Annotated in this window: 24 protein-coding genes and 1 tRNA gene; 11 read left to right on the forward strand and 14 right to left on the reverse strand. The window is 72.7% G+C overall.

Annotation, left to right across the window (positions count from 1 at the left end; all coding sequences use genetic code 11):
• Positions 1-299: 299 nt before the first annotated feature.
• Positions 300-1,250, forward strand: a complete 951-nt coding sequence (locus tag NX801_RS04850) for a Yip1 family protein (RefSeq protein ID WP_258785678.1) — start codon at positions 300-302, stop codon at positions 1,248-1,250.
• A gap of 140 nt (positions 1,251-1,390) precedes the next feature.
• Here the strand turns inward: NX801_RS04850 and NX801_RS04855 are convergent, their stop codons facing one another.
• Genes NX801_RS04855 through NX801_RS04865 form a run of 3 tightly spaced genes read right to left on the reverse strand, consistent with a single transcriptional unit; the run spans position 1,391 to position 2,657 of the window.
• A complete protein-coding gene (locus NX801_RS04855) occupies positions 1,391-1,888 on the reverse strand; it encodes a phosphoribosyltransferase (protein ID WP_258785679.1) in 498 nt (165 codons plus the stop codon).
• A 2-nt stretch (positions 1,889-1,890) separates the two neighbouring features.
• Positions 1,891-2,466, reverse strand: coding sequence for a dCTP deaminase (dcd, locus tag NX801_RS04860; protein WP_258785680.1), 576 nt, complete (start codon positions 2,464-2,466; stop codon positions 1,891-1,893).
• Positions 2,467-2,483: 17 nt separating this feature from the next.
• Complete coding sequence (locus NX801_RS04865; protein WP_258785682.1) at positions 2,484-2,657, reverse strand: hypothetical protein; 174 nt, start codon at positions 2,655-2,657, stop codon at positions 2,484-2,486.
• Positions 2,658-2,835: 178 nt separating this feature from the next.
• Here NX801_RS04865 and NX801_RS04870 point away from each other — a divergent pair.
• The 5 genes from NX801_RS04870 (at position 2,836) to NX801_RS04890 (ending at position 5,958) form a co-directional block, all read left to right on the forward strand.
• Positions 2,836-2,906: transfer RNA gene (locus NX801_RS04870), tRNA-Gly, on the forward strand.
• A 214-nt stretch (positions 2,907-3,120) separates the two neighbouring features.
• A complete protein-coding gene (locus NX801_RS04875; RefSeq protein ID WP_258785683.1) occupies positions 3,121-3,627 on the forward strand; it encodes an NUDIX hydrolase in 507 nt (168 codons plus the stop codon).
• A 229-nt stretch (positions 3,628-3,856) separates the two neighbouring features.
• Complete coding sequence (locus NX801_RS04880) at positions 3,857-4,303, forward strand: hypothetical protein (protein ID WP_258785685.1); 447 nt, start codon at positions 3,857-3,859, stop codon at positions 4,301-4,303.
• Between the two features lie 482 nt (positions 4,304-4,785).
• On the forward strand, positions 4,786-5,325 hold the full coding sequence (locus NX801_RS04885; protein WP_258785686.1) for a hypothetical protein: 540 nt from the start codon (positions 4,786-4,788) through the stop codon (positions 5,323-5,325).
• A 153-nt stretch (positions 5,326-5,478) separates the two neighbouring features.
• A complete protein-coding gene (locus tag NX801_RS04890) occupies positions 5,479-5,958 on the forward strand; it encodes a DUF3515 domain-containing protein (protein WP_258785687.1) in 480 nt (159 codons plus the stop codon).
• Positions 5,959-6,027: 69 nt separating this feature from the next.
• Here the strand turns inward: NX801_RS04890 and NX801_RS04895 are convergent, their stop codons facing one another.
• From NX801_RS04895 to NX801_RS04950, 11 genes are all read right to left on the reverse strand, one after another.
• A complete protein-coding gene (locus NX801_RS04895; RefSeq protein WP_258785688.1) occupies positions 6,028-7,125 on the reverse strand; it encodes a hypothetical protein in 1,098 nt (365 codons plus the stop codon).
• 7 nt (positions 7,126-7,132) lie between these two features.
• Positions 7,133-8,350 (reverse strand): ABC transporter permease, encoded by a 1,218-nt coding sequence (locus tag NX801_RS30690; RefSeq protein WP_309505783.1) that lies wholly within the window; start codon positions 8,348-8,350, stop codon positions 7,133-7,135.
• Entirely contained in the window at positions 8,347-9,108 is a 762-nt protein-coding gene (locus tag NX801_RS04910; RefSeq protein WP_258785689.1) for an ABC transporter ATP-binding protein, read from the reverse strand. Before NX801_RS04910 ends, NX801_RS30690 begins: the two co-directional genes overlap by 4 nt.
• Positions 9,105-10,892: a hypothetical protein gene (locus tag NX801_RS04915; protein WP_258785690.1), complete on the reverse strand. Its 1,788-nt coding sequence runs from the start codon at positions 10,890-10,892 to the stop codon at positions 9,105-9,107. The genes NX801_RS04910 and NX801_RS04915 overlap by 4 nt, the downstream gene beginning before the upstream one ends.
• A 148-nt stretch (positions 10,893-11,040) precedes the next feature.
• Positions 11,041-11,541: a hypothetical protein gene (locus NX801_RS04920; protein WP_258785691.1), complete on the reverse strand. Its 501-nt coding sequence runs from the start codon at positions 11,539-11,541 to the stop codon at positions 11,041-11,043.
• A gap of 519 nt (positions 11,542-12,060) precedes the next feature.
• Positions 12,061-12,390: a response regulator transcription factor gene (locus NX801_RS04925; RefSeq protein WP_258785692.1), complete on the reverse strand. Its 330-nt coding sequence runs from the start codon at positions 12,388-12,390 to the stop codon at positions 12,061-12,063.
• 174 nt (positions 12,391-12,564) lie between these two features.
• Positions 12,565-14,301 (reverse strand): type IV secretory system conjugative DNA transfer family protein, encoded by a 1,737-nt coding sequence (locus tag NX801_RS04930; RefSeq protein WP_258785694.1) that lies wholly within the window; start codon positions 14,299-14,301, stop codon positions 12,565-12,567.
• Positions 14,302-14,360: 59 nt separating this feature from the next.
• Positions 14,361-16,568, reverse strand: a complete 2,208-nt coding sequence (locus tag NX801_RS04935) for a peptidoglycan DD-metalloendopeptidase family protein (RefSeq protein WP_258785695.1) — start codon at positions 16,566-16,568, stop codon at positions 14,361-14,363.
• An 8-nt stretch (positions 16,569-16,576) separates the two neighbouring features.
• Positions 16,577-17,341: a hypothetical protein gene (locus NX801_RS04940; protein ID WP_258785696.1), complete on the reverse strand. Its 765-nt coding sequence runs from the start codon at positions 17,339-17,341 to the stop codon at positions 16,577-16,579.
• A gap of 272 nt (positions 17,342-17,613) precedes the next feature.
• On the reverse strand, positions 17,614-18,045 hold the full coding sequence (locus NX801_RS04945) for a DUF4913 domain-containing protein (protein WP_258785697.1): 432 nt from the start codon (positions 18,043-18,045) through the stop codon (positions 17,614-17,616).
• A gap of 37 nt (positions 18,046-18,082) precedes the next feature.
• A complete protein-coding gene (locus NX801_RS04950) occupies positions 18,083-18,562 on the reverse strand; it encodes a hypothetical protein (RefSeq protein ID WP_258785699.1) in 480 nt (159 codons plus the stop codon).
• A gap of 353 nt (positions 18,563-18,915) precedes the next feature.
• On the opposite strand from NX801_RS04950, the gene NX801_RS04955 reads away from it, so the two are divergent.
• From NX801_RS04955 to NX801_RS04975, 5 genes are all read left to right on the forward strand, one after another.
• Positions 18,916-20,856, forward strand: a complete 1,941-nt coding sequence (locus tag NX801_RS04955) for a conjugal transfer protein (RefSeq protein ID WP_258785700.1) — start codon at positions 18,916-18,918, stop codon at positions 20,854-20,856.
• A gap of 42 nt (positions 20,857-20,898) precedes the next feature.
• Positions 20,899-21,159 (forward strand): hypothetical protein, encoded by a 261-nt coding sequence (locus NX801_RS04960; protein WP_258785704.1) that lies wholly within the window; start codon positions 20,899-20,901, stop codon positions 21,157-21,159.
• Positions 21,160-21,328: 169 nt separating this feature from the next.
• Entirely contained in the window at positions 21,329-22,015 is a 687-nt protein-coding gene (locus NX801_RS04965; protein WP_258785706.1) for a hypothetical protein, read from the forward strand.
• Between the two features lie 7 nt (positions 22,016-22,022).
• A complete protein-coding gene (locus NX801_RS04970; RefSeq protein ID WP_258785709.1) occupies positions 22,023-25,040 on the forward strand; it encodes an ATP-binding protein in 3,018 nt (1,005 codons plus the stop codon).
• 79 nt (positions 25,041-25,119) lie between these two features.
• Positions 25,120-25,725 (forward strand): hypothetical protein, encoded by a 606-nt coding sequence (locus tag NX801_RS04975; RefSeq protein WP_258785710.1) that lies wholly within the window; start codon positions 25,120-25,122, stop codon positions 25,723-25,725.
• Positions 25,726-25,732 lie beyond the last annotated feature (7 nt).

Genomic DNA, 25,732 nt, shown 5'->3' on the forward strand with positions numbered 1-25,732 from the left:
CCGGCCGAACCCACCGCGGACGCGGAGCCGGAACCGGAGCCCGAACCCAGCCGGTAGTCCGCGCCCGGCGCCGCTCTCCGGACACAACTCGCCGGGTACCGCCCGCCGGGCCGTCAGTACGGGGCCGCCGGGCCGGTGCCGTCCCCCTCAGGACGGACGCCTCGGGACCGGCGGCCCGCCGTCGCCTCCGCCCCCGGTGCCGTTCGTCCCCTTAGGGGATGTCACAGGTCGGCCGCAAAGGCCCCTTCCGTCCGGCGGCCCGGCAGCCGGACCGCGCCGGAGCAGGTACGTTCGAGTGCGTGGCTGGATTCAGGATCGGACGCGGCCGGGACAACCGCACCCCGCAACAACACCCGCAGCAGGCGCGGCAGGCGCCGTACGGCGAGGCGGCACCACCGCCCCCGTACGGCGGCGCCCCGCAGCAGTACGGGGCCCCGCAGCAGCACCCGCGGCAGCAGTGGCCCCAGGGCCGTCCGCCGTACGGGCCCCCGGAGCACGGGCACCAGGGCCAGGGCCGGCAGGGCCACGGGCACCAGGCGCACGGCGAGCCGGAGTACTTCGGTGACCCGTACCACTCCCCGCAGCCCCACCCGGCCCAGGACCCCTACGCGGCCAACAACCCGGGCCACACCCAGGCGTTCAGCGTGAACGAGGACCCGTACGGCGCGGGCGCGACCTACCAGGCCGGCGCCGCGCCCGTCCAGACCGGCCCGCGGCTGCCCTGGAAGCAGCTGCTCAGCGGCATCGTGATGCGCCCGGGCCCGACGTTCTGGCAGATGCGGGACTACCCGGTGTGGGGCCCCGCGCTGATCGTCACCTTCCTCTACGGCCTGCTGGCCCTCTTCGGCTTCGACCAGGCGCGGGAGGAGGCGATCAACGCCACGCTCGCCGCGGCGGTCCCGTACGTCCTGCTGACCGGCGTGATGTTCGTCATCGGCGGACTGATCCTCGGCGCGGTGACCCACACCCTGGCCCGCCAGCTCGGCGGCGACGGTTCCTGGCAGCCCACGGTCGGCCTGTCGATGCTGATCATGTCCCTGACCGACGCGCCCCGGCTGGTCTTCGCCCTCTTCCTCGGCGGCGAGAACAGCCTGGTCCAGATCATCGGCTGGCTCTCCTGGCTGGCGGCGGGCGCGCTCTTCACCTCGATGGTCAGCAAGTCGCACGACCTCCCCTGGCCCAAGGCCCTGGGCGCCTCGGCCATCCAGCTGGTGGCCCTGCTCTCCCTCATCAAGCTCGGCACGCTCTGACCCTGACCCTGACCCGCCCGCACCGGGCCCGGCCACTCCGGGCCCGCCCGGAACCCGGGACCGGAACACGAGGCGTCCGGACACGAGAAAGGGGCCCCGGGGCCCCTTTCTCTCTGTCTCCGGCCGTCCGGCCTACGCCCTCACGCGTCCAGGACCTGTCCGCTCCGGCGGACGACGGGCTTCTCCACGCTCCACGGGAAGTTGATCCAGTCGTCGGTGCGCTTCCAGACGTACTCGCACTTCACCAGCGACTGCGGCTTCTCGTAGATCACCGCGCTGCGCACCTCGGCCACCGTGCCGAGGCAGAAGTCATGGACGAGCTTCAGCGTCTTGCCGGTGTCCGCCACGTCGTCCGCGATCAGGACCTTCTTGTCGGAGAAGTCGATCGCGTTCGGCACCGGCGCCAGCATGACCGGCATCTCCAGCGTGGTCCCGACCCCGGTATAAAATTCAACATTTACCAGGTGAATGTTCTTGCAGTCCAGCGCGTACGCCAGGCCGCCCGCGACGAAGACGCCGCCCCGTGCGATGGAGAGGACGATGTCGGGCTCGTAGCCGTCGTCCGCGATGGTCTGGGCGAGCTCGCGGACCGCCCGCCCGAAGCCCTCGTAGGTCAGGTTCTCGCGTACGTCGGTCATGCTCACACCTGTGTCCGATGGAAGTTCTGGAAGGACCGCGAGGCGGTCGGCCCGCGCTGCCCCTGGTAGCGGGATCCGTACCGCTCGCTGCCGTACGGGTACTCGGCCGGCGAGCTGAGCCGGAACATGCACAGCTGCCCGATCTTCATGCCCGGCCAGAGCTTGATCGGCAGCGTGGCGAGGTTCGACAGCTCCAGCGTGACGTGCCCGGAGAAGCCCGGGTCGATGAACCCGGCCGTCGAGTGCGTCACCAGCCCCAGGCGCCCGAGGGAGCTCTTGCCCTCCAGCCGGGAGGCGATGTCGTCCGGCAGGGTCACGACCTCGTACGTCGAGGCCAGCACGAATTCGCCCGGGTGCAGGATGAACGCCTCGTCGCCCTCCGGCTCCACCTTCCGCGTCAGATCGGCCTGCTCCACGGCGGGGTCGATGTGCGGATAGCGGTGGTTCTCGAACACCCTGAAGTAGCGGTCGAGCCGCACGTCGATGCTCGAAGGCTGCACCATGGACTCGTCGTACGGATCGATCCGCACCCGGCCCGCGTCGATCTCGGCCCGGATGTCCTTGTCTGAGAGAAGCACCCTCCGAGAATACGCAGCTACCGCTGCCGCATCTCCACCGGCACCGCCTGCCGCAGCCGTGCGCACCGCGGACACCGCACCAGCCGACCGGGCCCGATCCGTCCCGCTCCGAGCTGTCGCATCGGGAACGCGGCGACACCGAAGACATGGCCTTCGGCACAGCGGACGAGGGTGCGGTTCGCGGAGTGCATCGAGTCTTTACCCCATCAGAAGCAATCGGAGCGCGGTCCAGACCGCCACCCTAGGGGGTCCCCGCACCCCACTCCAGGCGGCACTCCGTCCACCCGCCCAGCTCCGGATGAGGTACAGTGAGCGACGACGCGACACCGCTCGGACGCCCCTCTCACAGGGTGCCCGGAATGTTGCCGCGCGGGTGTAGTTTAATGGTAGAACATGAGCTTCCCAAGCTCAGAGCGCGAGTTCGATTCTCGTCACCCGCTCTTTGATGAAGGCCCTGGTCGATGACCGGGGCTCTTCTTTTTGCTCAGGCTTGCTCAGGCCTCCCGCAGGACCCCGCGACGGGGCGCCGACTTCGGCGAGACGAGAAACGACCGTCGTCGATTCGGGCGCCGCCGTGGCGCCGCGGCCGAATCCCCCGTTGCTGTCGCGCGGGCCGCTGGCACCGGGCGGAACCGATGATGAAGTATCGACACTATGGGTGAACTAGTGGATCGTGTCGACGAGCGCGACAGGGTCATCGGCGTGGTGGACCGAAACGAGGCGGTGGCGGCCGGATGGCTGTACCGCATGTCCATGGTGCTGTGCCGCGACGAGGCGGGTCGCTATCTCGTGCACCGTCGGCCCGAGAACAGCTCGCGCTTCCCGGGCGAGTACAGCTGGCTGGTGGCCGGTGCGGTGGCGGCGGGAGAGTCGTACGCGGAGGCCGCCGCCCGTGAACTCCACGAGGAGATGGGGGTCCGGGCACCCGTTCGCCCCCTGTTCACATTCCTGTGCCGGGGCGAGCTGAGCCCGTACTGGTTCGCGGTGTACGAAGCCACCGTGGATCAGGGTCAGATAGCTCCGCAGGCGACCGAAGTGGCTTGGCACGCCTGGCTGTCCGGTGCCGAACTGAGGGACGCGATGACGAGCTGGAAGTTCGTCTCGGACAGCCGCGATGCCTACCACCGCTACCTGAAACTGGCCACGGACAACCAGAGGTGAGCCGTGACAGGGCCTTCATGCCCATGGGTGTTTCGCGAGCCCGCGACTCGATCACGAGCGGGGGCAGGCTCCCGGGCCTTCCAGTACGTCGACGCCATGACCCGCCGCAGAACGATCGCGACTCGGGGATCCGGCGGAACCACTCCACTCGCCCGGTGCGGCGGACCTGGAGTGGATCGATCCGACACCGATCGAGGAAATCGATCGTGGGAATCGAGGGAGTCGCAGCATGGACCCGATCACCGCGGCGGCGCTCGCGGCACTGGCCGGCGGCCTCGGCAGTGAGGCCGGGCGCCAGACCTGGCAAGAACTCACCGCGCTGGTGCGGCGCCCGTTCCGGCGGGGGGCGGGACACGGGCCGGACGGAGACGAATCGCTCCGGATCAGTTCCGGCGAGCCGGAGCTCACCGCGCTGGAAGCTCGGGCCGCCGACCCGGCTCGCGCCCAGGCGCCGGCCACGGCCCTGGGCGTCCGGGCCGCCCTGGACGGGGAGTTCCGCGCCGGGCTCGACGCATGGTGGCAGCGTGCCCGGGCCGACGCGGGCGGCGAGGTGCACAACAGCATCAGCGGCGGCACCCGGAACGGCCCGGTGATCCAGGGCCGGGACATCTCCGGCCTCACCTTCCTGACCCGGGCGCCGACCGCAGTCGGCCAGGGGCAGTCAGCGGCAGTGTGACCGCATCCGCGCGCCACCGTCGGGGACGTCCGGTGGCCGGGCACGGCAGAGCGCGGTAGTGCGCGATGTGGATTCCGTGCCCCAGCCGCAGGACCCGCCGATGCCCCTCGCCCGGCGCGTCCGCGTCACCCGGAGTGTCCGCGTCACCCGGCACGTCCGCGTCGCCCGGCGCGTCGATCTGCCGGTGGTGATCACCGTCCGGCACCTCCGCCCGGCCGCCGGCCGCTCGATCTGTACCGGCTTCCTCGTCGCGGGGGTGTGGTCGGTCAGTGCCGGGGCTTGTCGGGTGATCAGACGGGGACTGTTCGGTGATCCCCTGAGAGGTTTCTGGGGGTTTGGCTGCGGCATGTGGGCGGTTTTGGGGAAAAACTGAACAGCCGTGAGCGGTAGTGGGCATCGCCGGACTCCGGGCTTACCGGCGGTCTACTGTACGGACACGCCGCGCTGCCCGCCGCGGTCACATGAGCAAGGAGGAGGAACCCGTGTCATCGCCCTGTGACCCCGCGCACGCTCCCGCCGGCAATGTGGGAGCAGCGCTCATGATGATCGACTCCCGGCTCTCGGCCATCTACGACGGCAAGACCGAGACCGACCCCGAACAGGAAGCGCTGATCGAGCAGTTCACCGATTCGCTCGGCCCGGAGGAAGTCGACGAGGTGCTGGACGGCGCGTGCACGCTCATCTACATGTTCATGCGCTGGCTGCGGATGGCCTACGAGGACCACGACAAGGATGTCATCGAGTGCGTGGTGCCCAACCTCGTGGCCACGATGCGCATGATGCCCAGGAGTGTCCGTCCCGAGGCCATCCCCACCATGGTCGGTCTGGTCATCGCCGCGGGCACCGATCTGAGTCCCAGCCTGTGGCGCAAGCAGTACGGCTACTGGACCGAGCACGAGATGACTCCCCTGGAAGCCACCGCCTTCCTGCTCGCGGACCACATCAACCGCCTCACCGAGGACAACAACTACGCCACTCGTCTGATCTCGCAGGCTCTCTCCCGCCGGGACGAGGAGGACTGAGCACACGGCAGGCGGGACGGTACGCGCGTTCGGTACGCGCCGAGTGCTCTTCGGGCGGGCCCGGGTCGGTGATCCGGGCCTTTGTCGTGAGGTGGGGCAGTCGCGCGGTAGGTTCTTGTGTTGACCGAACAATCACCCACATTAGGTAACAAGTTGACCAAGCACGTGCACAGGCCGCTGCGCGCCGTTGTCGCGCTGACCGCCTGCTCAGCCTTTCTCGCCGGGTGCGGCAGCAGCGAGGGCTACAACCTCACCAAGCCTCCGTTCGGAGGTAATCCGGCATGCGGCACGCTGACCGGCAAGGTACCTGACGAGTTGGGCGGGCACCGCAAGGAGGAGTCGGGGGTGGCCGGCGCCGTCGCCTGGGGAGAGGAGGGCGACATCATCCTGTACTGCGGCATGCCCGAGCCCAAGGCCGGTGACGACTGCCGCACCGAGGGCGGTGTCGACTGGGCCGCGCAGAAGCCGGCCGACGACCGCACCGCGAAGATGTTCGCCACCCAGGGCCGCAACCCCGCCGTCCAGGTGCGGTTCCGCAGCAAGGACGCCGACGCCTCGGCCGTTCTCTCGGCCCTCGCACCGGCCGTGAAGGACATCAAGGCCACCTCGAAGGGCTGTGGCGCCGGGAACTGACCCCCCGGTGCCCCGGAGTCGGGCCCGCACCCCGGGGACGGGGTGCGGGCCTCGCCGTCGCCGGTGACGTCACCCGGCGACATAGCTCCCCGGGAGGGCGAACGTCCGCACCGTGCCCGCGCGGTCCACCACCGAGACGGCGTCCTGGGTGTAGGCCAGCCAGCCGGTGTCCGTGGGACGCAGGGCGCGCAGGGTGCCGGGGTGGTCGAGGCGCACCCGGCGGAGTTCCTCGCCGGTACGGGTGTTCACCTCGACGATCTCGGTCCGCTCGCCGGCCGCGACCGCCACCGCCGTGGTGCCGCCGCCCCCGGCCTGGACGTCGTCGACGCGGCCGGTGCTCGCGGTGACGGCCGTCCCGGCGGCCGTGACGGCGACCGTGACGGCGGCGGCTCCGGGCTTCCCGCCGCCGGGGCCGGTGGCCGCCACCCCGGCCGTCACCGGGGATCCCCCGGGGCAGGCGAGTCCCTGGACGTCCGTCCCGGCGGCGCCCGGACGGCTCGTCAGCTTCCCGGTGCGCAGTTCCAGGGAGTGCACCGTCGTGTTCCGGCCCGATCCGGTCAGGAGGCAGACGGTGTCCGACGCCGGATCCGAGGCGGCGTACGCGAGCGGGCCGGGGACCTGGACCTTTCGTGTGACCCGCCAGTCCTTCGGGTCCTTCACCAGCACCTCGGTGCCCGCCCCGGCCCCCGGCCCGGCGCCGTCCAGGCCCTTCGCGTCCGCGATCAGGGTGCGGCCGGGGAGGATCGCGTACAGCGCCTCGTGGTCGCCCTGCTCGACGAGCCGGTGGGACTTCTCGTCCAGCCGGTAGAGGCGGTCCGGCTTGCCGCCATCGCGGGCGACGGCGAGCACCCAGTGCCCGTCCGCGAGGCGGGTGAGCTGCGGGGCGAGCACCTCGTCGTCGTCCGCGTGCCGGGGCACCAGGGCCAGGGGCTCCGCCGTGCGCGTGACCGGGTCGACGCCGGCGACGGCCTCGGTACCGGCGATGTCCACGACGACGAAGGACCGCACCCCCGCCCAGTTCTTCCCCAAGGTGACGCCGCCCCCGTCCGGGGTGGAGCAGCCGGACGTCAGCGCCGTCGTGAGGCCGGCCGCGGCGAGGAAGGCGGCGGCGCGGCGGATACGGGTGCGGCCACGGGCGGGGTGCGCGGGGGTCGTGCGGGAGGTCATCCGGGGGTCACCAGTCCTTCATGGCTTGCGTCGGAGACATGCGCGCGGCGCGGCGGGCGGGTGCGAGCGCTCCGGCGGCGACCACCACGACGGTCGCCGCGGCCAGCGAGACCAGCACGCTCACGGACGGAAGCGGAAGCGCCTGCTCCACGTAGGGCCTGACCTCGGGCAGCGTCCGCAGCCCCGCCGCGCCCGCACCCGCCAGCCCCACTCCGAGCACCACGCCCAGCACCGCGGCCACCGCCGCGACCAGGCTCATCTCCGCGACCAGCAGGCCCAGCACGAACCGGGTCCGGAAGCCCACCGCCTTCAGCACGCCGACCTCCTGCGCGCGCTGCCGGGCCAGGGCCCCGGTGACGGTGACGGTGCCGACGAAGGCGAGGACACCCAGCACGGCCAGCAGCGCCTGGCCCGCCACCCGGATCAGCTCCAGGATGCCCGGCAGGGCGTGCAGGACCTGGCGGAGCGTCGTGGCGGTGTAGTGGCGGTCCTGGACCTGCCGCAACAGCTCCGGGACATCGGATTCCCGCTGCGCCACCACGGTCAGCTGGTCGTACCCGACGGTGTCCAGGTAGTTCTTGGCCGGCTGTCCGCTACGGGCCGCCGCCCACTTGACCACCGTGGCGTCGGCCGCGTAGGCGGCGTCCGGGTTGTCGAGCTGCCAGGTCGCGTCGTAGATCCCGGCCACCGTCACCGGCTCGTCCACCCCGGTGCCCTCGCCCTCCCGGACGAACCGGGTGGTCGTCGCGGTGACCTTCTCGCCCAGGTAGGCGCCCAGGTCGAAACCCTGCGAGCGGGACGGCAACACCACCTCGCCCTCGCGCAGCGGGAAGAGATCCTTCCGCACCGACTTCACGACCGGCGGCGGCAGCGCGGACCGGTAGGTGGTGGCATACAGCAGCGGGCCGTTGCCGTCCGCGGTGACCAGGCCGAACGAGGCCTGCAACCGGTACTGCACGGACTCGACGCGCGGCAGCCGTCCGAGTTCCTTCACCGACCGCGCGGTCAGCAGCGGATTGCCCGAACCCTCCTCCGGGCGGTCGATGGTGAGAGAGCGGTTGGCGGTGCTCTCCCGGACATCGTTCGTCGTCACGGACTGGGCCTGGCCGGTGATGGCGAACGCCCCCAGACACACCGCCACGGCAGCCGACACCAGCACGATCAGCCCGACCAGGCGCCGCCGCAGCGACCACACATTGGCCAGGGCGAGAGACCACAGACTCACCGCGAGTCCTCCTTCCGGAGCCGCGGGCCGGCCGCCCGCTGCTCGTCCGGGCCCGCTGCCCGTCGCTCGTCCGGGCCTTCGGCCCGCTGCTCGTCCGGGCCCTGCATGCGGCCGTCGGCGATGCGGTAGACCCGGTCGGCGGCCTCGGAGACCGCCGGGTTGTGGGTGACGACCACCACCGCCCGTCCCTCCCGGGCCAGTTCGAGCAGCAGGGCCAGCAACCGTCGCTCGCTCTCGCCGTCCAGGTTGCCGGTGGGCTCGTCGGCCAGGATCACCGGCGGGTCGTTGACCAGGGCACGCGCCAGGGCGACGCGTTGCTGCTCACCGCCCGAGAGCTGCGCCGGCCGGTGGTCCACCCGCTCGCCCAGGCCGACCCGCTCCAGCAGCAGCCGGGCCCGGTCCTGAGCCTCCTTTCCGCGCCGTACGGACGGGATGAGGGTGTTGCGCAGCGCGGAGTGCTGCGGCAGCAGGTTGTACGACTGGAAGACGAAGCCCAGCTTCTCGCGGCGCAGATCGGCCAGCCGGCCGTCGCCCAGCCCGGCGGTGTCCGTGCCGTCGACCACCACACCCCCCAGATCCGGTGTGGTCAGCAGCCCGAGGATGTGCAGCAGTGTCGACTTGCCCGTACCCGAGTGCCCGACGATCGCTGTCAGTTGCCCGGCGCGGGCGGAGAAGTCGACCCCGGACAGGATGTCGACGGAGCGCCCCCGAAAGGGGTACGCCTTGGACACCCCCCGGGCTTCGAGTAGTGCGCTCACCGTTGGTTTCCGCCTTCCGGGGATGTGGGTGTGCCGTCCGTGCGGTGGAGGAGCCGGCCGCCCAGTTGGCCGTCCAGCCGTCGTACGGCCCAGGTGGTCTTGAGATCGCAGCCCCGGTCCCCCGCGCCGACCTGGTACAGGTCGGGCAGTCCCGGACAGCCGCGCAGGCCGGTCAGTGCCCCGCGAAGTGCCGACAGAAGGGCGGCGTCCGCCTTCCCGCCCGCCCGCAGATACGCATGAGCCGCGAGAGCCCGCTCGTACAGCGGTGTCCCGGCCTCCGGAGCGATCGCGGCCCGCCGCAGGGACGCCGTGTCCACCCAGGACGGCACCTTCCCGGTGCCCCGCGATGTCAGTCCGTCCACCAGCGCGGCCGCCGCCGCGATTCCGGGCCGGGTCCGCACCGGCCAGGCCGTCACCTTCGGCACCCCGGTCTCGGCGCCGGCCTGCGCGCAGGTCAGCGCCATGCGCTGCCACTCCACCGCGTTGGCCATGGTCACCGTGGACGGCACCACCGAACCGTCCGCGCACAGCTCGCGCACCTCCGCCGGGGTGGGCTCGCCGGCCGCCGAACGCAGCAGCGCGGCGCGGGTGATCCGGCCCGCCGGATCCTCGGGGCCGTCGTCGGAGGCCGCCGCCTCGCGCACGGCGCGCGCCAGCCGGGCGTCCCGTACCGGGGTCCCGGCGAGCTCCCGGAGGAGCTGGACGAAGAGCGAGGCGTCACCGGTGCCCACGTATGACGACGGATCGGTGACCGTGCCGTCCGCGAGCCGGTTGCCCTCCAGCCGCCGCACGACCGGCCGCAGCACCCCGCCGCCCGCGCCCCCGGACCGCAACACCCGGGCCAGGTAGTAGAGCTGGTCGTACTCCAGGCCGCCGGCGTTGTCCGCGCTGCCGGTGCTGGCGGTGTCCGCCTTTTCGGAACCGGCGGTGTCGGCAGTGTTGCCGGTGTTGCCGGTGTCATCAGTGTTGTCGGTGTTGTCGGTGAGTGCCTTCTGCCACGCCGCGCGGTCCACCTCGACCGGGACGCCCGCCGACTCGGCCACCAGCACATAGCCGTAGGTGTCGAGCAGTCGCTGGGCCCGCTGTTCCGGGGTCAGGGAGCCGAAGTCCCGCATCGTGGGCGCCTTCAGGGCCGCCAGCCGATCCGGTACGCGCTCCCCCAGCAGCTTCAGTGACCGCGCGATCGCACCGGCCTCCTCCAGGCCCGTGGTGCTCTTCACCTGTGACCCGAGCCAGCCCGCCGTCGCCCGCCGTCGCTCCGGCGGGAGGCCGGTCAGCCGCCCCGTGGCGGCCAGCACCTCCAGCGCCGCCCAGGTGGCGCTCAGCCGCTGCGAGGGCTCGTCCCCCAGCGCGGGATCCGTGTACCAGCCTCCCGGGCGGTGGAGCCGCTCGACGGCGTCCGCGTCGGCGCCGGTCAGGGCGGACCGGACCCCGGCGTCCCGGAACGCGATCAGCCAGTACCTCCCCCACACCCCCGACACCGCGAGGGCGTCCTCGCGCACCTCGTGCGTCAGGGCGGCGGAGAGCGCCACCTTCGGCCGGGCCCCTCCCTCGCGCAGGGTGCGCAGCGCGAAGGACTGGTCCTGGGCGGAGGTGGGCTGCGCCCGCAGGAACGGGTGGTAGAACAGCCCGTTCTGCCGGCTGATCAGTGGCTCGTACGGGTCCGCCGACAACGCCTTCGGGCCGGGCGCGCGCGAGCCCGGCGCCTCCGGCGGTGCGGTGCAGGAGACGGCGAACGCCGCGCACACGAGGGCGGCGGCGACCCGGGCAAGGGAATTCTTCATGGGAGTGGCATGACCAGATTCGGTACGGCGGGCGGCACGTCAGACGCGTGTGCCCCCACCCGACGGCGGGGGCACACGGGGAACCACGGGGAGCCCGTGCCGGGCGGTGGCTCCTACGCCTTCACAGCCTTCGCAGGAGGAAGGAACGTCAGAAGGCGCCGGCGGTGACGCACTTCTCCTTGAAGTTGATGTTCTTGCCGATCTTCAGGGAGCCACAGCTCTTCGTCGAGATGTGGGTGGCGCTCCAGCCGGGCTTGACCTGGCCGGACGCGTCCGAGATCCAGGTGTTGTTGTTCTTCCAGCGGTACTCGGCCTGGTCCTTGGTCTTCGAGTAGATCTTGATGCTGGGGTTCCTGGAGATCTCCAGCGAGGCGCTGATGCCGTGCGACTTGATGACGGCGCGGGACTGGATCCACGTCGCCTTCGCGCTCGACTTGCCCTTGTAGAGCTTGGTGGACGTCTTCCAGTCGCACGCCTTGGTGTACACACCGCAGTGCCAGGCGTTGATCGTGGCCTTGTAACCGCCGTTGATGTTCCAGCTCTGCGAGGAGCTGGTGGCGTGCGCCGGGCTCCCCGAGAGGACCAGCACACCGGCGGCGGCGGTGGCCGCCGCACCGCTGAACAGACGGGAAGCGATGGTGATCGCCATGATGAACTCCTCGTGATCTTCCCGCGCAGACCCCCCCCCCGCCCCCCGTGGGCACACCGGAGCCACACCCCCCAGGGTGCTGCTGACGCTTGAGAGATCCCCGCTGAGAACGGGCACACCGGTCCCGGGTCCCGGATCCGGTGATGTGCCGCGGCCCTGGAACGGCCGCGCGGGTTGATCATCTCCAGCCGTCCCGGAGCCCGCAATGGGACCTTCGGGCATCACCCGAAGGTCGCAGGCGCGCGGGCGCCGCCCGTGGCAGCGGTGGCGGCGGGGGCAGCGGCCAGGAGCGGGGTGGTGCGGCGGTGGTGCCCCGGCGGTACGGCGTACCCCGGCAGAGCCGGGGTAATCACGGCGGTACGCCGGTGTTCCGCGACGGACGCCGGTGATACGGCGGTACGGCGGTGTTCCGGTGTTCCACGACGGACGGCGGCGGTACGGCGGCGCCCCCCGGCCGTACGGGCGGCACCGGACGACGCGCGCTGTGGGCCCGCCCCGGGACGGGCCCACAGCGGTGTGTCAGGGGGAGACCCGGCCGGCGGCGTCCCGGACCAGAACCTGGTGATGGGCGTACGAGAACAGCGCGGCCTCGGTCCTGGTGTTCACCTCCACCTTGCCCATGATGCTGGTCAGATGGGACTTCACGGTTCTCTCGGCTATCCCGAGCCGGCGGCCGATCTCCCGGTTGGTCGCCGCCCGGCCCAGCAGCAGGAGCACCTGCCGCTCCCGTGGGGTGAGGTCGTGAATGGCCAGTGGGTCCCCCGGGACCGGCGGCCTCTCGTCAAAGCACAGCGCTCCCCCGGCAATGAACGAACCGGCTGTGTCCACCATGGTGTTACTGTTGATCATTTTCCCCGTCTTCGCGTTTCGGGTGCGTGCCGGGACGAGCCGTCAGGAAGCCTGATCAGGACCGCGAGGACTGCCGAGCCCGTCCTGGCGATCGCACCGCTGGTGGAACTCAGGAACGCCTGAGCCCCTCGCACCATACTCACAGGCCGGCCCGGTCACGGAGACACCGCCGGGTCAGGCGCGGGGGGCGGGGTCGTGTTTAGTGAGGGATGCCTGGACGGAGCGGGCGTGCGGGCCCTGCCACCAGGGGATGGTCTCGACCAGGACGGGCTTGGTGCCGGAGGCGAGGACCAGGGCGCGGCCGGGCGGAAGGGAACCGAGATCCGAGACCTGGAGGACGCGTTCGCGGCGTACGGACTCGTTCACCGTGCGGTTGCCGGACCAGCCGCCGGACTCGGACTCCCGGGTCGTGGAGTACTCGCGCAGCTCGAACTCGCCGGCCAGCTCGGAGAGGTCGCCGAGGAACCGGGTGTCCGAGACACCGCCGCCGTAGACCCGGATGTTCGCGGCGGACCAGAGCTTCTCCATGCCGCGCTCGCCCCACACCTCGACGCCCTGCGCCCAGGACTGGAGGATCGTCATCAGCACGATGCCGCGCGAGCCGTAGTGGGAGTAGAGGTCGGGAAGGGCGCGCCAGCGGCAGACGTTGGCGGCCTCGTCCAGCACACCGACCAGGGGCAGCGGGAGGCGCCCGCCACGCTGGGTGGTGGCGTACTCCTCGGCCGCCTCGACCACCGCCACGGTCAGCGCGGTGACCAGCGGGCCGGCCGAGTCGCTGCCCTCGCGCGAGAGCGAGTACAGGGTGGATCCGGTACGGACGAATGCGGCCGGGTCGAACTCCAGGCGCCGGTCGTCCGGGGAGACGGGGGTGACCCACCGGTTGACCTCGGGATTGATCAGGCAGGAGGCCATCTGCTGGGCCACGCCGTAGATACCGCTGCGCTGCTTGTCCGGGGCGGTGAGCACCCCGTTGAGGGCGTCGGCCGGCATGCTGTGCCCGGCGCTCCGCAGCACCCGCTCGGGGGTGTCGTCCTTGGGGTTGGACAGCCAGCCGTACACCTGGGTGACCGGGGCCTCGGCACAGGCCGCCGCGAGCAGCAGATGGGCGAGCAGGTCCTGGCCGGCCGGGTCGAAGAAGGCGTCCGTGGCGGCGTCGGCGTCCCGGGAGCCCGAGGCGAAGTGGTCGGCCAGCTTGCGGGCCCGGGCGACATCGGTGACGTACGAGAGCGGGTTCCACCACCAGGCCGGCGCCTCGCTCGCCACCTGCTGCGGGTCGAAGACCCAGACCTGGCCGCGCGCCTGGCGCGGGCCCCGGGTGGCGTCCACGATGTCCCGCTTGTTGGAGGTGACCAGCACCGCGCCCGGGGCGTCCAGGACGGCGGGGATGGCGCGCCGGGTCGTCTTGCCGGTACGCGGCCCCCAGATGTCGATGTGCATGTCCTCGAAGGAGCCGAAGAGCGGCTGCCGGCCGTGCACCGAGCGGCCGATGAAGACACCCGGCACCGAGCCCCGCACCCCGAGCCGTTCGGCGGTGGCGGCCGCGCCCTTCATGGTCAGCTTGCCCAGCTCCTCGCCCCGGGCCAGATGGCCGGCCGCCCGGTCGACGTCCGGCCTGTCCCGCAGCCGCCGGCGCACCCGGTACACCGCGAGCGCGGCGACCACCAGCAGCGTCGCCTCACCGGCCGCCACGGCGTCGGCGGCCCCGCCCGGCCAGGTGTAGTCGCCCTTGGCCAGGGCCACGGCGAAGGAGAGCGGGTTGCCGGGCGGCTCCGGTTGGCCGTCGAAGGGGGCGCCGAGCCGGGCCGCCAGCCAGGCGCCGCACAGCAGGGCGACGACGACGGCGATCAGGAGCGCGATCTCCTTCGTCCAGTCGTCCTCGGCGCGCGGCTTCTTCCGCTGCTCGGTGGTCATGGTCGGCCTCTCGGGAGTGGTTCGGGGTGGGGGCGCGAGTGTGGGGGCAGGGGTGAGCGTCAGGCGCGGCGGTGTGTGCCGTCGGCCTCGGTGGGATCGGTGCCGGCGGGGATGGGGACGCGGTAGACACCGGTGATCTTGTCCTGGACGTCCCAGGTGCTGAACTCGGTGTTCTTGCCCGGGCGCGGGGCGTGCACGATCTTCTTGGTGCCGGGGTCCCAGACCATGCCGACGTGCTCCGAACCCCGCCCGCTGGGCCGGAAGAAGATCAGGTCACCGGGCCGCGCCTCGCTCAGATCCACCTTGTAGCGGCGGAGGTTGGGCTCCTGGTCGAAGGTGGTCGAGCCGATGTCCATCTTGCCGCCACTGGCCTGGTAGTAGATCCACTGGGTGTAGCTGGAGCAGTCGAAGGTGGTCGGGTTGACGCCCTGCAGCCTGGGCGCCCCCAGCACGTACGGCACGCCGAGGCCGCGCTGCGCCCAGCCGAGCGCGGCCCGCACCACCGGGTCGTCGGCGTCCGGCAGCACCCCGGTGACACCGGCGCCGTCCGGGGCGACCGGGGCCCCGTTGCCCTGCTCGGCACAGCCCGCGTACTGGGCGTCCCGGCCCTGGTCGGTGCCGCCGGGCACGGTGCCGTAGTCGGGGTTGGCGGAGATCTTGCCGGCCAGCCAGCCCTCCGGGTCCACCATGCCGGGGCCCTTGTCCTGGCCGCCGATGAACGGGTTGTCCACCCCCGGAACCCGTACCTCCCAGTGGAGATGGGGCCCGGTGACATTGCCGGTCGCGCCGACGGTGCCGATCTGCTGGCCGCGCTTGACGGTGTCGCCGACCGAGACCTTGATGCTGGTCTGGTGGGCGTACAGGGTGATCACCCCGCCGGCGTGCCGGAGGTTGGTCTCATTGCCGTACGAGCCGCCCGGGCCGGCCTTGACCACCTTGCCGTCGGCGGGCGCGTAGATCGGGGTGCCGCTCGGGGCGACCAGGTCGAGCCCGGTGTGGTAGCCGAGGCTCCACATGCCGCCCTGCTTGTGGTACTTGGTGCCGAGCTGGTACGTGCCCCGCTTCAGCGGCCACTGCCAGTCCTTGCCGCCGGTGGAGCCGGCCGGGCCGTCGTCGGGGGCGGGGGCGGCGGGGGCCATGGGAAAAGCCGGGGAAGCGGGGAGGGCCAGCGAGGCGGGGAGAGCGGGGGAAGCGGGGAGGGCGTACGCGGAGGAGGCGGTGGGGAGGGCGTACGCGGTGGGGGCCATCGCGGTGGTCCTGGTGGTGTCGCGGCCGCCGTCCGCGCCGTCGCTCCCGCCGTCCAGGGGCGGGGTCGACCAGTCGCGGGCCGGGGAGGCGTGGATGCTCAGCGCCCGGTTCGGCTCGGCGCCGTTGCCGACCGGCTCGGGGATGTCCGACTGCCGGCCCAGGGCGGGGAAGCCGGGGTTGGCGTCCACGGTCTTCCTGAGGTGCGCGTACCAGTCCTTGATCAGTCCCTGGTCACCGGTGAGGGTGCCCCGGTAGCGGGCGGCCTGGGTGAGCACCACCCGCATGTAGATGGTGTTGGCCGAGGCGGATCCGGAGTACCTCATCAGCGCCTTCCAGGCGTTGGACTCGGCCTTCTCGGCGTGCAGGTAGTTGGCGGCGGCGAAGGCCGCGTCGTCGATGTTGTAGAGGTCCTTCTCGCCGTCGCCGTTGCCGTCGGCGCCGTAGTCCTTCCAGGCGGGGTGGCCGAACTGGAGCAGGCCCATGTAGCCGGCGCTGTTCCTGCCGCCGGGAGCGGCGGACGGGTCCTGGCCGAACTTGGTCTCCTGGTACATCTGCCCCGCGATCAGTGTCCAGTCGAGCCCGTCGTAGCGCGCCGCGGCCCGCATGGCGGCCAGGATCATCCGCGGGGGTATCTCGTGCCGGGCCGTCTCACTGGGCAGATACACCTTGCCGGCGGGCATGATCGGGCTGGTGGCGGCCGCGTCCCCGGTGTTGCCGGCCTGGGCGTTGTCGCCGTAGTCGCCGCAGGCCGCCCGGGTCGCCCCGGTGCCGAGACCCCCCACCATGCTGCTGAGCAGCACCATGACGAGGACGCCGGTCCCGGCGGCCGGCAGCGCCCCGCCGAGGCCGACGACCAGCAGCCAGGTGCGGGCGCTCTTCTTCCGGCCCGGCCCGTCGCCGGTGTGGTCGCCGTCGCCGCCACCCCCGGCGGGTGAACCGGATTGTCCCCGGGCCGCTTTGGCGGCCTTGGCCACCTGGGCGGCCCTGGCGGCGGCCTGGAGTACGGCGGGTGCCACCATCGGTGTGCCTAGCCTCCCGCCTGGTCGGACGCGCCGACATTGCCCAGCCCGTACAGGTCGAAGGCGGAGACCTGCCAGGTGCCGCCGCTCCTCCGGGCGGTGACCAGCCAGGAGTTGGTCTCCGTCGTGGTGGCGCGGCCGTTCTCGGAGCGGGCGGCGGTCACCGAGACCACACTGGAGATCGAGGCGCCGCTGCCCCGCATCAGGTCGTCCGCGATCATCGCGTCGCGGACCACCCTGGCCTGCCCCGCCGAGGAGCACCGGGCGGTCGCGCAGGCGCCCCACTCCTTGCCGGAGGGGAGTGCGGTGTCCCGCTTCAGGTCCTCGTCGCCGGTGGTCATCGCCAGCAGCGGGGGCGCCCAGGAGGCGTTCTCGTCGGTGTGCGCGTAGGTGCTGAGACCCGCCATGTAGCCGGCCATCACCCGGTGCGCCTCGGCCACTTCGGCCAGCGGAACGATATAGGTGGCCGCCGGGCCGGGTGCGGTGCCGCCGGACGTGCCGGTGTGGGACGCGCCGTTGTGGGATGTGCCGTTGTGGGATGTGCCGTTGCCGGTGGTGGTGTCGCCGGAGTTGTCGCCGGCCGGGCCGGCTCCGGACGGGTCGCCCTCGGAGCCGGAGCCCTGGGTGGCACCGGTCGCGGCCGGGCCCCCGGAGGCGTTCCCGGTGTCCTCCTCGCCGGTGAAGAGGAAGAGCACGATCAGGGCACCGGCCAGTACGGCGCCCAGCACGGCCAGGGGCAGTACGGGGCTGCCCTTCCGCTCGGTGGATGACATCACCGTCGCCGCCCTCTCCCTCCGACAGATCGCCGGGACACGGTAGGGGGAGCGGCGGCGGCCGGGGTGCCGGGTTCCTCCGCGAGGAAAGCCGGGGAAAGGCGGGGAAAGGCGAGGACGGCGGGCAGAGGCCGGGAGACCCGCTGCGGGCCGGACCGGGGGGAGCCGGGAGACCCGCTGCGGGCCGGGCCGGGGGGAGGGATGGGCCACCGGGCCGCAGGCGGGTGGGGCGGGCCTCAGGGCCTCAGGCCGGTGGAGCGGCCCTCAGGGCCTCAGGCCGGTGGAGCGGGCGGCTCGTAGGGCTCGGTGGGCAGCGGGCCGAAGGGGTAGTCGGTGTGGCCGTCCTTGGGCGAACAGGCGGCGAACGGGCCGTGGTCCGGGTCCATCAGGGCCCGCAGATGCGGATCGGCGTGGTGCAGCCACCAGGTGGACATGCCGAGCGCCGAGTCATGGCGCAGGTGCTCCCAGGTCTGCCAGAGCGCGGTGAGCCTGGCGCCCGCCTCCGGGTGCTCCCACCAGCGGGGACACCAGGTGGCGGAGACACCGTTCACCCGGCGCCGCACCATCTGGGACAGGTACTGGTCGACGAAGAGGAAGACATCGGCGAAGTGGAACTCGACCTGGTCCGGGTCCTGTTCGGGGGCGGGCTTCTCCTGGGCGGTGGACATGGCGTCTCGTTCCTCCAAGTGGCTTTTCCGCTGCATGGGTTGACCGTGCGCCGGGGACGGCGGAGGCGGCCGGTCAGGACAGGACGATGCCGAGGAGCAGCAGGGCCACCACGATCGCGCCCATGATCAGGCGGGCGGTGGGATCCTCCCGTTCCCACAGGTCGTGGACGACCGCCCAGCCGGTCAGCCGGGCGGTGCGGCCGTCGTGGAGCCGTCCGCCCTGGTCCGGTTCGGGTGCCTCGCCGTCCACCACCGGTACGGCGCCCGGCCCGTCGTCACCGGGCAGCGCGCCGGTCATCCCCTGCTGCTCCTGGGCCACCAGGACCAGGCCCTCCAGCAGTTCGGGCATGGTGTGCGGGGTGAGGGGGTACGCCACCGTCCCCTGCGGCGTCCGCAGACACAGCCTCGCCTGCCAGGGGTTGCCCGGCTCATAGCCGTCGATCCACGCCTGCTGGGCCTCCACGGCGGGGGCGCGTGCCGCCTCGGGAGCGGTCAGGACATCCGGGGCCGGGGCGGGCACGGCCCCGGCCCCCACGGATCCCGTGGACCCCACGGGTTGCGTGAGCTCCACGGGTGGCGGGGCGTCGGGGAGGGCGGGCCGGGGCTCGGGGGCGTACGGATCGCTCAACTCTCGTCCTTCGCGCGGTCGGAGGGGGCCCGGCACCAGACGGCCGGGCCCGGCCACGCATTGTGACGGAGCCGCCGCCCCGGTGGGGCGCCGGCGCTTTCCCCGCCTTTCCCGGCCGGGATTCCCGGAACATTCCCCGCTCTTCCCCACCGGGGAATATCGGGCGGAGGCCCGGCCGCCGCTTTGCCACACTGCCGTCCGCAGCCGGCCTCACCAGGGCCCTCCGTACAGCCCGATCGGCGGGCGGGGAGCACACGCGGGGAGAGACGACCGAGTCGATGACGGATCACCAGCACTCCGCCGACGAGCGCCCCGGCCCGGCCGGTCCGGCGGGAAGCGCCGCTCAGCCCACCGCCCAGCACCCCGCTCAACCCGCCCAGCCAGCCGCCTGGCAGCAGCCGCCGGCTCCCGGCGCGTCCGGTCCCTACGGCTACCCGCGGACCGCCGCTCCGGCGTCCCCGGCCCCGCAGCCGCAGCAGCCGTCCGAGGCGGTACGCGCGCAGGTGGCCGCCGCCTGGGTGCGCCGGGCCCCGGGAGCCGCCGTACCGCCGGGTGAGGCGGCCGTACCGCCGCTTCCCCCGCGTACCGACCGGACGCCGGGCGGGCCGAAGCAGGAGAAGAAGCAGGACAGGCGGGAGAAGCGGGAACAGGCCCGGAGCGCGCGCAAGGCGGCGTACGAGCGCAAGCAGGCCGAACGACGGCAGCGCACCAGCACGCCCGGTACGTCCGGTACGAGCGCTCCCCCGGCTTCCCCCGTTTCCCCGGTCTCCCCGGCGTCGGGTGCGGCCGCCGGTGCTCCGGCTTCCGCCATCCCCTCGGCCCCGGCGGGCCCCTCGGTTTCGCCGGCCCCCTCGGTTTCGCCGGCCGGTGGGACCGGGGCGCCGGCCGGTGCGGCGGACCCGGGCCGGGGCGGGGTCCGGGACGGCGGCGGTTTCGACGTGCCCCGGCCGGGCGGACGGCTGCCCGCACAGGGCCGCCGCACCCATGTCGCCCTGCGCGCCACCCTGTTGATCACCACCTGCGCCCTGGCCCTGGGCTCCTGCGGGGTGCTGGGCCTCGCCGTCGGCACCTCCTCCGGCGCGCCGGCCGCGGCACTGGACCAGAAGGACGTGGCCCGGTACCGGCTCAGCGAGTTCCCGGTCCAGGCGGCGGCCACCTTCGCGGAGGAGTACGCCAAGCTCTGCATGACGTACGCCCCGAAGGCCGCCGACGCCCGGAGCGAGGCGCTGGCCCGCTATGTCAGCGGGGGCGTCGACCGGAACTGCGGCTGGGACGGGCAGGGCACCCAGACCGCCACGCTCGCCCGCTGGGACGGGACCGCCGAGACACTGCCCGAGTACGGCGCGAACGGCCGCTATCTGGGAGTGCAGGTCACCCTGGCGACCGGCAGGGTGACCACCCTCTCCGTGCCCGTGTACGTGAAGGACCTGGCCACCGCGTCGGGGCTGCGGGTCGTCGGTGACGTGGGCGAGATGCCGCTGCCCCCGCGCGGTGCCGCGCCCGCGGTGGACCGGGACGACGAGATCGTGGACCAGGCTCTGTCCGAGCAGCTGAAGGGCCAGGTGCTGCCGGGCTACTTCGCCGCCTGGGCGGCCTCCGACGCGACGGCGATGACCCGCTTCACCACCACCGACGCGACCGCCGCCGCCACCTCCGGGCTGGCCGGCGCCCTGTCCGCGCCCCGGATCCGGGAGGTGGTGGCGCTGGCGCCCAGGGGCACGGACCCGGACGAGAAGATCGTGTACGACGAGGGCCAGGCGGTGGCGGCCCGGGTGACGGTCGAGTGGGGCGGAAGCGCGACCGGCGCGACCGGCGCCGCCACCGGTGGCCCGACCGGGACCGGCGCCGCCGCGAACGGCGCGGGCACCGGCACCGGGGCCGCGAACGGCTCCGGTGTGACCCTGCGTTCGTACCGGGTGACGATGCTCAACACCGCCCAGGGCTGGTTCATCAAGGACATCCGCGGCGGCACCCTCGACCCGGCGGGCGGCCGCGCGGACGAGGTGGAGGCCCCGGCGGGGACGGGACCGGCGGACGGCGCCCCGGGCGCGGCCGACGGCGCTCCCTCGGGCGCCCCGAGCGCTCCCGCGGCCCCGGGCGCACCGGCCCGTGCGGGCGCGTCCACGGCCCCCGGCGCCTCCGCGCCCGCCACCGGACCGGGCAAGCCGGGCGCGTCCGGGCCCGCACCGGCCCGCAGGGCGCCGGGCGCCCGCCCCTGATCCCGCCCCCCCTCCACACCACCAGCGAAAGGACCCAGCGGCATGTACCTCGCCGTCACCACCCTGGACAGCATGTTCGGCCAGATCCAGGACATTCTCCGCAACATCGGCACGATGGTCGCGGTGATCGCCCTGCTCGTTCTCGGCATCCGCATGCTGCTGTCGATGAAGCGCGGCGACGGAATGCGCGACGCCTTCCAGGGCTTCGGTGTGATCGCCCTCGCCGCTCTGATCATCGGCGGCGCGACCGGTCTGGCCGGTCTCCTCATCGACCTCGGCGGCCAGATCGGCGGCAAGGGCTGAGCCCTGCCGGGCGAGCCGCACCCGCGCCGGTTCACCCGGTGGGCCGCCCGGAGAGTCCGGAGAGCGAGGGCCCGGGAGGGACCACAGCCGGCGCCGAAAACACCGAGACCACCAACACTGAGAACGCCGAGACCGCCGAGACCGCTGAGAAGGAAGGGGGGAGTCACCGATGTCGCAGCACACTCCGGACCCGCCGGAGCCGATGGTCGCCTACGACCACACGGATCTGCTCAACCGGCCCAAGCGCATCTGGAACTGGGGCAACATCCCGCTCCCCGGGCTGTTGCTGCCCGCGCTGGGAGCGGCCTTCGGCTTCGGGCTGCTGTGGCTGGTGGCCCTGATCTCGCTCTCGGCCTTCCTGCCGTTCCTGGGCATGTCGATGCTCACCTCGGTCCTCTACATCGGTCCCCCCGTGGCGGTGTACTTCGTCTGGGGGCGGCCGCTGCCCTCGGCCCTCACCCTCAGCCAGCAGCTGGTGGTCTGGGCCGACTACTGGTTCCAGCCCAAGCGGCTGCAGGGGCTGGCCGCCGACCGGGAGCCCGAGGAACTGCGCTGGCAGGTGATCCTCTGGGAACCGGGCTCGCCCCGCTGGCACAAGCGGTACGCGGAGGCACGTACCGCCGCCGCGCATCACGGCTCCTCGTACGCCGCCCACGCCCCGGCCGCCGCCCCGGCGACGGCCGCCGTACCGGACACCCGCGCCACCGGTCCCGTACCGGACAGCCGTGTCACCGGATCCGTACCGGCCGCGTACGCCACCGGACTCGTACCGGGCCCCCACACCCCCGGATCCGTACCGGCCGCCCGACCGAGTTCCCCGGCCACCGGGCCCGTTCCCTCCGAGACCGCAGGATGACCCCGCCATGTTGATGCTGATCCTTCTGGGCGGGGCGGTCGCCTTCTTCCTGATCGCCATGCTCCTCGCCGCGAACTCCCAGAAGTCCCGTCAGGGGCAGCAGGCGCAGGGCTCCGGCGGCGGGCGCGACTCCCGTACCTCCGGGGCCGGGTCCCGCTCCGGCGGCGGCTCGGGCCCGGGCGACCGTGCCGCCCGCCGCGAGGAGACCCGGCTGCCCTACCGGTACGCCGACGACATGATCTTCGTGCACGGCGACTCGGTGTGGACCGGGCTGGTCCTGCCCACCGCCATCGACGAGTACCTCAACCCCGCCGAGCTCCAGGCGATGGCCGAGGCGCCGGCCCGGGCGCTGCTCAACCTGGCACGCGGCGACCGCAATGTGGAGTGCCACTACCGCAAGGTCTACCGGCCGATCACCGCCACCGAGTGGGCCGAGCAGCTCAACGCCGTCGCCTGGGACCCGACCGAGAACTACCGGGCGTACAACCTCCGCAAGGCCGAGTACCAGGAGCGCATCGGGGCGCTGCGGGAGCGCAACATCCTGCTGGTGAAGCTGGGTTCGCTCAAGCGCGGCTCGGGTGACGGCGGGGTGCTCCCGGACGGCGACGACCCGGTGGAGGAGCCCGGCCTGACCCGTTCCGTGCTCGACACCGCCGACCGGGCGGCGGCCGGGGCGACCGGGGTGCACGGCGAGTACCTGGCGCCGGAGCTGCTCGCCCGGTGGACCCAGGTGGCCCGCGAGGTGCACGAGAGCCTGGAGGCCCTGCACGGCACCCCGCTCAGCCGCGAGGAACTGGTCTGGCTCATCCGCAAGCCGCTCCACGGCGACCTGCCGGTGCCGCCCGAGCCGGTGCTCGGCTCCCGGGCCTGGGGTCCCGACCAGTTCGACCTGGTGGTCGACTTCTCCGGCGAGAATCGCAAGACGCACATCGTGCTGCACCAGTACGACGAGGTCACCGGCGAGCGGCACACCAGCTACACCACCACCCTGGTGGCGGCCAACTGGCCGACCGAGACCCGCTTCCGGCAGTCCACCGCCTGGGCCCGGTACGCGGCGCAGAACGTCGAGTTCCCGGTCGAGATCGACCTGCGGTTCACCCTCATCCCGTACGCCAAGTTCAAGGACCGGGCGGCGAAGATCCGGGGCAACCTCGTCGACGAGATGAACGACATGGCCGGCTCCGGCCGTACGCCGGACACCCGGCTGGCCGCCCAGGTCACCCGCGCCCAGCATCTCGTGGACGACCTGGAGGAGCACAAGATGCCGGGGATGGAGGCGCAGATCCGCTTCACCATCTCCGCCGCCGACCCGGCCGAACTGGAGCGCCGGCGCCGGGTGCTGGAGATGCAGTTCAAGCAGGACCTGAAGGTCACCCTGCTGCGGCCGACCCGCCAGCAGTGGCGGCTGCTCCAGTCCCAGCTGCCGGGCAACGCCCCCAAGCTGCCGATCGCGCCCTATCTCCGGCTCCAGGAGGTGGAGCAGCTCGGCGCCGGGCTGCCGACCGCCGGCACCGAGCTGGGCGACAACCCCGAGCAGCGGTCGGGCAAGCGGCTCGGCTGGGTGGGCAATCTGGTGGGCTGGGCCGGGCGGATGCCCGTCCACTACTCGCTGCACGTCGGCCCGGCCCGTAATGACGGCGGCGGGCTCGCCATCGTCGGCGCGTCCGGCGGCGGCAAGTCCTCGCTGGCGCTCCAGAAATTCTACGAGGAGTCCGAGTCGGGGGTGCGCTGCCTGGTCATCGACCCCAAGACCGACTTCGCCCAGCTCTGTTACTACCTGGCCTTCGGCTCGCAGGTGAACGACCCGGACTTCGCCCGGGACGCGGAGGCCGGTGTCCTCGGTACGCCGGAGAGCCGGTTCCAGCCGGTGAACGGCGAGTTCTGGGCCGACACCGAGGTCGTGGACCTGCTCAAGGGCCAGGCCGGGGTGCTCGACCCGTGGGTGATCGCCCGGGACGTCCCCTCCGGCCGGCTGCTCGCGGAGTCGATGCTCCGGGGCTTCCTCGGGGACGAGGACTACCAGCGCGTGCGGCTGCCCGTCATCGAGGCGATGGCCACCGTGGTCGGCTGGTACAACTCCGCGCTCCGGCAGGCCACCGAGGAGGGCCTCACCCCCCGGGACGCCGAGGCCAGGACGCCCCGGCCGACCCTGTGGCAGGTCGTGGACGAGGTCGTACGGGCCTACGACCGCGCCGAGGCCGCCGGGGACCGCGAGGCCGCCAAGGACCTCAAGCTGGCCCGGATGCTGCTGACCGAGCTGCGCACCCTGCCGTACGCCCGGCTGGCCTTCGCGGAGCGCCCGCAGCCGCTCTCCGCGATGCGCAAGCGCCGTACGGTCATCACCCTGCGCGGCTTCCAGTCGCCGGCCGCCTCCGACCCGCGCAACTGGAACCCGGCCGAACGGCTCGCCGCCACCGCGCTGATGGCCGTCGTGGAGCTGGGCAGCCAGATGCTCGACGTGGGGTACGAGAAGAACCCGGTCACCGGCGAGATCGGGCTGCGGCCCAAGGCGCTCTTCGTGGACGAGGCGTACGTCGTCACCGCCACCGAGAGCGGCCGGGACCTGATGCGCCGCGCGCTCAAGCAGGGCCGCTCCTACCTGGCGGTCACCGTCCTGATCACCCAGCAGGCCATCGACCTGGTCCAGATCGAGGACTCCGAGGCCCGCAGCGGCGGCGCCAACCAGATCCACACCGTGTTCGCGTTCAAGCAGAAGTCCCCCCAGGAGGCGTCCCTGGTGGCGCCGCTCCTCGGCCGCCCCGAGAACGACGCCAAGGTCCTGTCGGCGCTCCAGGAGCTGCGTACCGGCGTCTGCCTGCAGCGGGACGCCGACAAGCGGGTCGGCACGGTCGCCGTGGACCTGGTCTTCCAGGAGATCCTCGCCGCCACCGACACCAACGGCACCACCCGCCCGGCCCGCCAGGGCATCGACCCGCCGCTCAGTGTGTGGGACTGGTCCTTCCTCCAGGAGGCGGCCGACGCCACGGGGGCCGCGCGCCCGGCGGAACCGCCACCCGCCGCCTGACCGCACCCCCGGCGGAACCGCCAGCCGCCGCCTGACCGGGCCCCACCGCCCCCGCCCGTACCCACCCCTTCCCGTACCCATGACCCGTGGCCGTACCCGTACGCCACTCGACCAGGAGCCCGCCTTGCGCCGCCTGACCAGCACCCTCACCACCGGTGCCGCCGCCCTCACCGCCCTCGTCACCCTGACCGGCTGCGGCAGCAGCGGACCGACGGACGACCTCGGCCTCCCGGCGGCGGACGACATCGCGTCGGTGGAGAAGTTCATCAACACCTACAGCCACTGCGAGGAGCTGAAGGTGCTCGGAGCCAAGGACGACGACCCCGGCGCGGGCAAGTACTTCGCCAAGGTGGCCAATGACCCGGCCTTCGCCGTCAAGGAGCGGGCGGCCTGCGAAGACGCCGAGAGCGACACCATCACCATCCTGACCATCTCCGACATGACGAAGTTCATGACGGCGAACAGCGCGATGGAGCAGAAGAAGGCCGGGGAGAGCGACGAGTTCCTGGTCGGCGAGAACTTCGCCGTCGTCCCCGTGGACGATGACACCGTCCGGGCCCTGATGACCGGTGGGAAGCTGCTCTACTTCACGTGCCAGCCGAAGCACCAGGCGGAGATTCCCAGCGGATACACGCGCCAAGAGCCCGTCAAGGGCTGTGTCCTGACCAACTACGTCCCCTCGTAGTCAGCCG

The organism is Streptomyces pyxinae (assembly GCF_024756275.1).
GTDB lineage: Bacteria > Actinomycetota > Actinomycetes > Streptomycetales > Streptomycetaceae > Streptomyces > Streptomyces pyxinae.

Bases quoted from the DNA above. Each gene is read 5' to 3' on its own strand.
- NX801_RS04855 (WP_258785679.1), bottom strand. From the start codon at position 1,888: ATGACCGACGTACGCGAGAACCTGACCTACGAGGGCTTCGGGCGGGCG.
- NX801_RS04865 (WP_258785682.1), bottom strand. From the start codon at position 2,657: ATGCACTCCGCGAACCGCACCCTCGTCCGCTGTGCCGAAGGCCATGTC.
- NX801_RS04875 (WP_258785683.1), top strand. From the start codon at position 3,121: ATGGGTGAACTAGTGGATCGTGTCGACGAGCGCGACAGGGTCATCGGC.
- NX801_RS04880 (WP_258785685.1), top strand. From the start codon at position 3,857: ATGGACCCGATCACCGCGGCGGCGCTCGCGGCACTGGCCGGCGGCCTC.
- NX801_RS04895 (WP_258785688.1), bottom strand. From the start codon at position 7,125: ATGACCTCCCGCACGACCCCCGCGCACCCCGCCCGTGGCCGCACCCGT.
- NX801_RS04915 (WP_258785690.1), bottom strand. From the start codon at position 10,892: ATGAAGAATTCCCTTGCCCGGGTCGCCGCCGCCCTCGTGTGCGCGGCG.
- NX801_RS04920 (WP_258785691.1), bottom strand. From the start codon at position 11,541: ATGGCGATCACCATCGCTTCCCGTCTGTTCAGCGGTGCGGCGGCCACC.
- NX801_RS04925 (WP_258785692.1), bottom strand. From the start codon at position 12,390: ATGATCAACAGTAACACCATGGTGGACACAGCCGGTTCGTTCATTGCC.
- NX801_RS04930 (WP_258785694.1), bottom strand. From the start codon at position 14,301: ATGACCACCGAGCAGCGGAAGAAGCCGCGCGCCGAGGACGACTGGACG.
- NX801_RS04935 (WP_258785695.1), bottom strand. From the start codon at position 16,568: ATGGTGGCACCCGCCGTACTCCAGGCCGCCGCCAGGGCCGCCCAGGTG.
- NX801_RS04940 (WP_258785696.1), bottom strand. From the start codon at position 17,341: ATGTCATCCACCGAGCGGAAGGGCAGCCCCGTACTGCCCCTGGCCGTG.
- NX801_RS04945 (WP_258785697.1), bottom strand. From the start codon at position 18,045: ATGCAGCGGAAAAGCCACTTGGAGGAACGAGACGCCATGTCCACCGCC.
- NX801_RS04955 (WP_258785700.1), top strand. From the start codon at position 18,916: ATGACGGATCACCAGCACTCCGCCGACGAGCGCCCCGGCCCGGCCGGT.
- NX801_RS04960 (WP_258785704.1), top strand. From the start codon at position 20,899: ATGTACCTCGCCGTCACCACCCTGGACAGCATGTTCGGCCAGATCCAG.
- NX801_RS04965 (WP_258785706.1), top strand. From the start codon at position 21,329: ATGTCGCAGCACACTCCGGACCCGCCGGAGCCGATGGTCGCCTACGAC.
- NX801_RS04970 (WP_258785709.1), top strand. From the start codon at position 22,023: ATGTTGATGCTGATCCTTCTGGGCGGGGCGGTCGCCTTCTTCCTGATC.
- NX801_RS04975 (WP_258785710.1), top strand. From the start codon at position 25,120: ATGACCCGTGGCCGTACCCGTACGCCACTCGACCAGGAGCCCGCCTTG.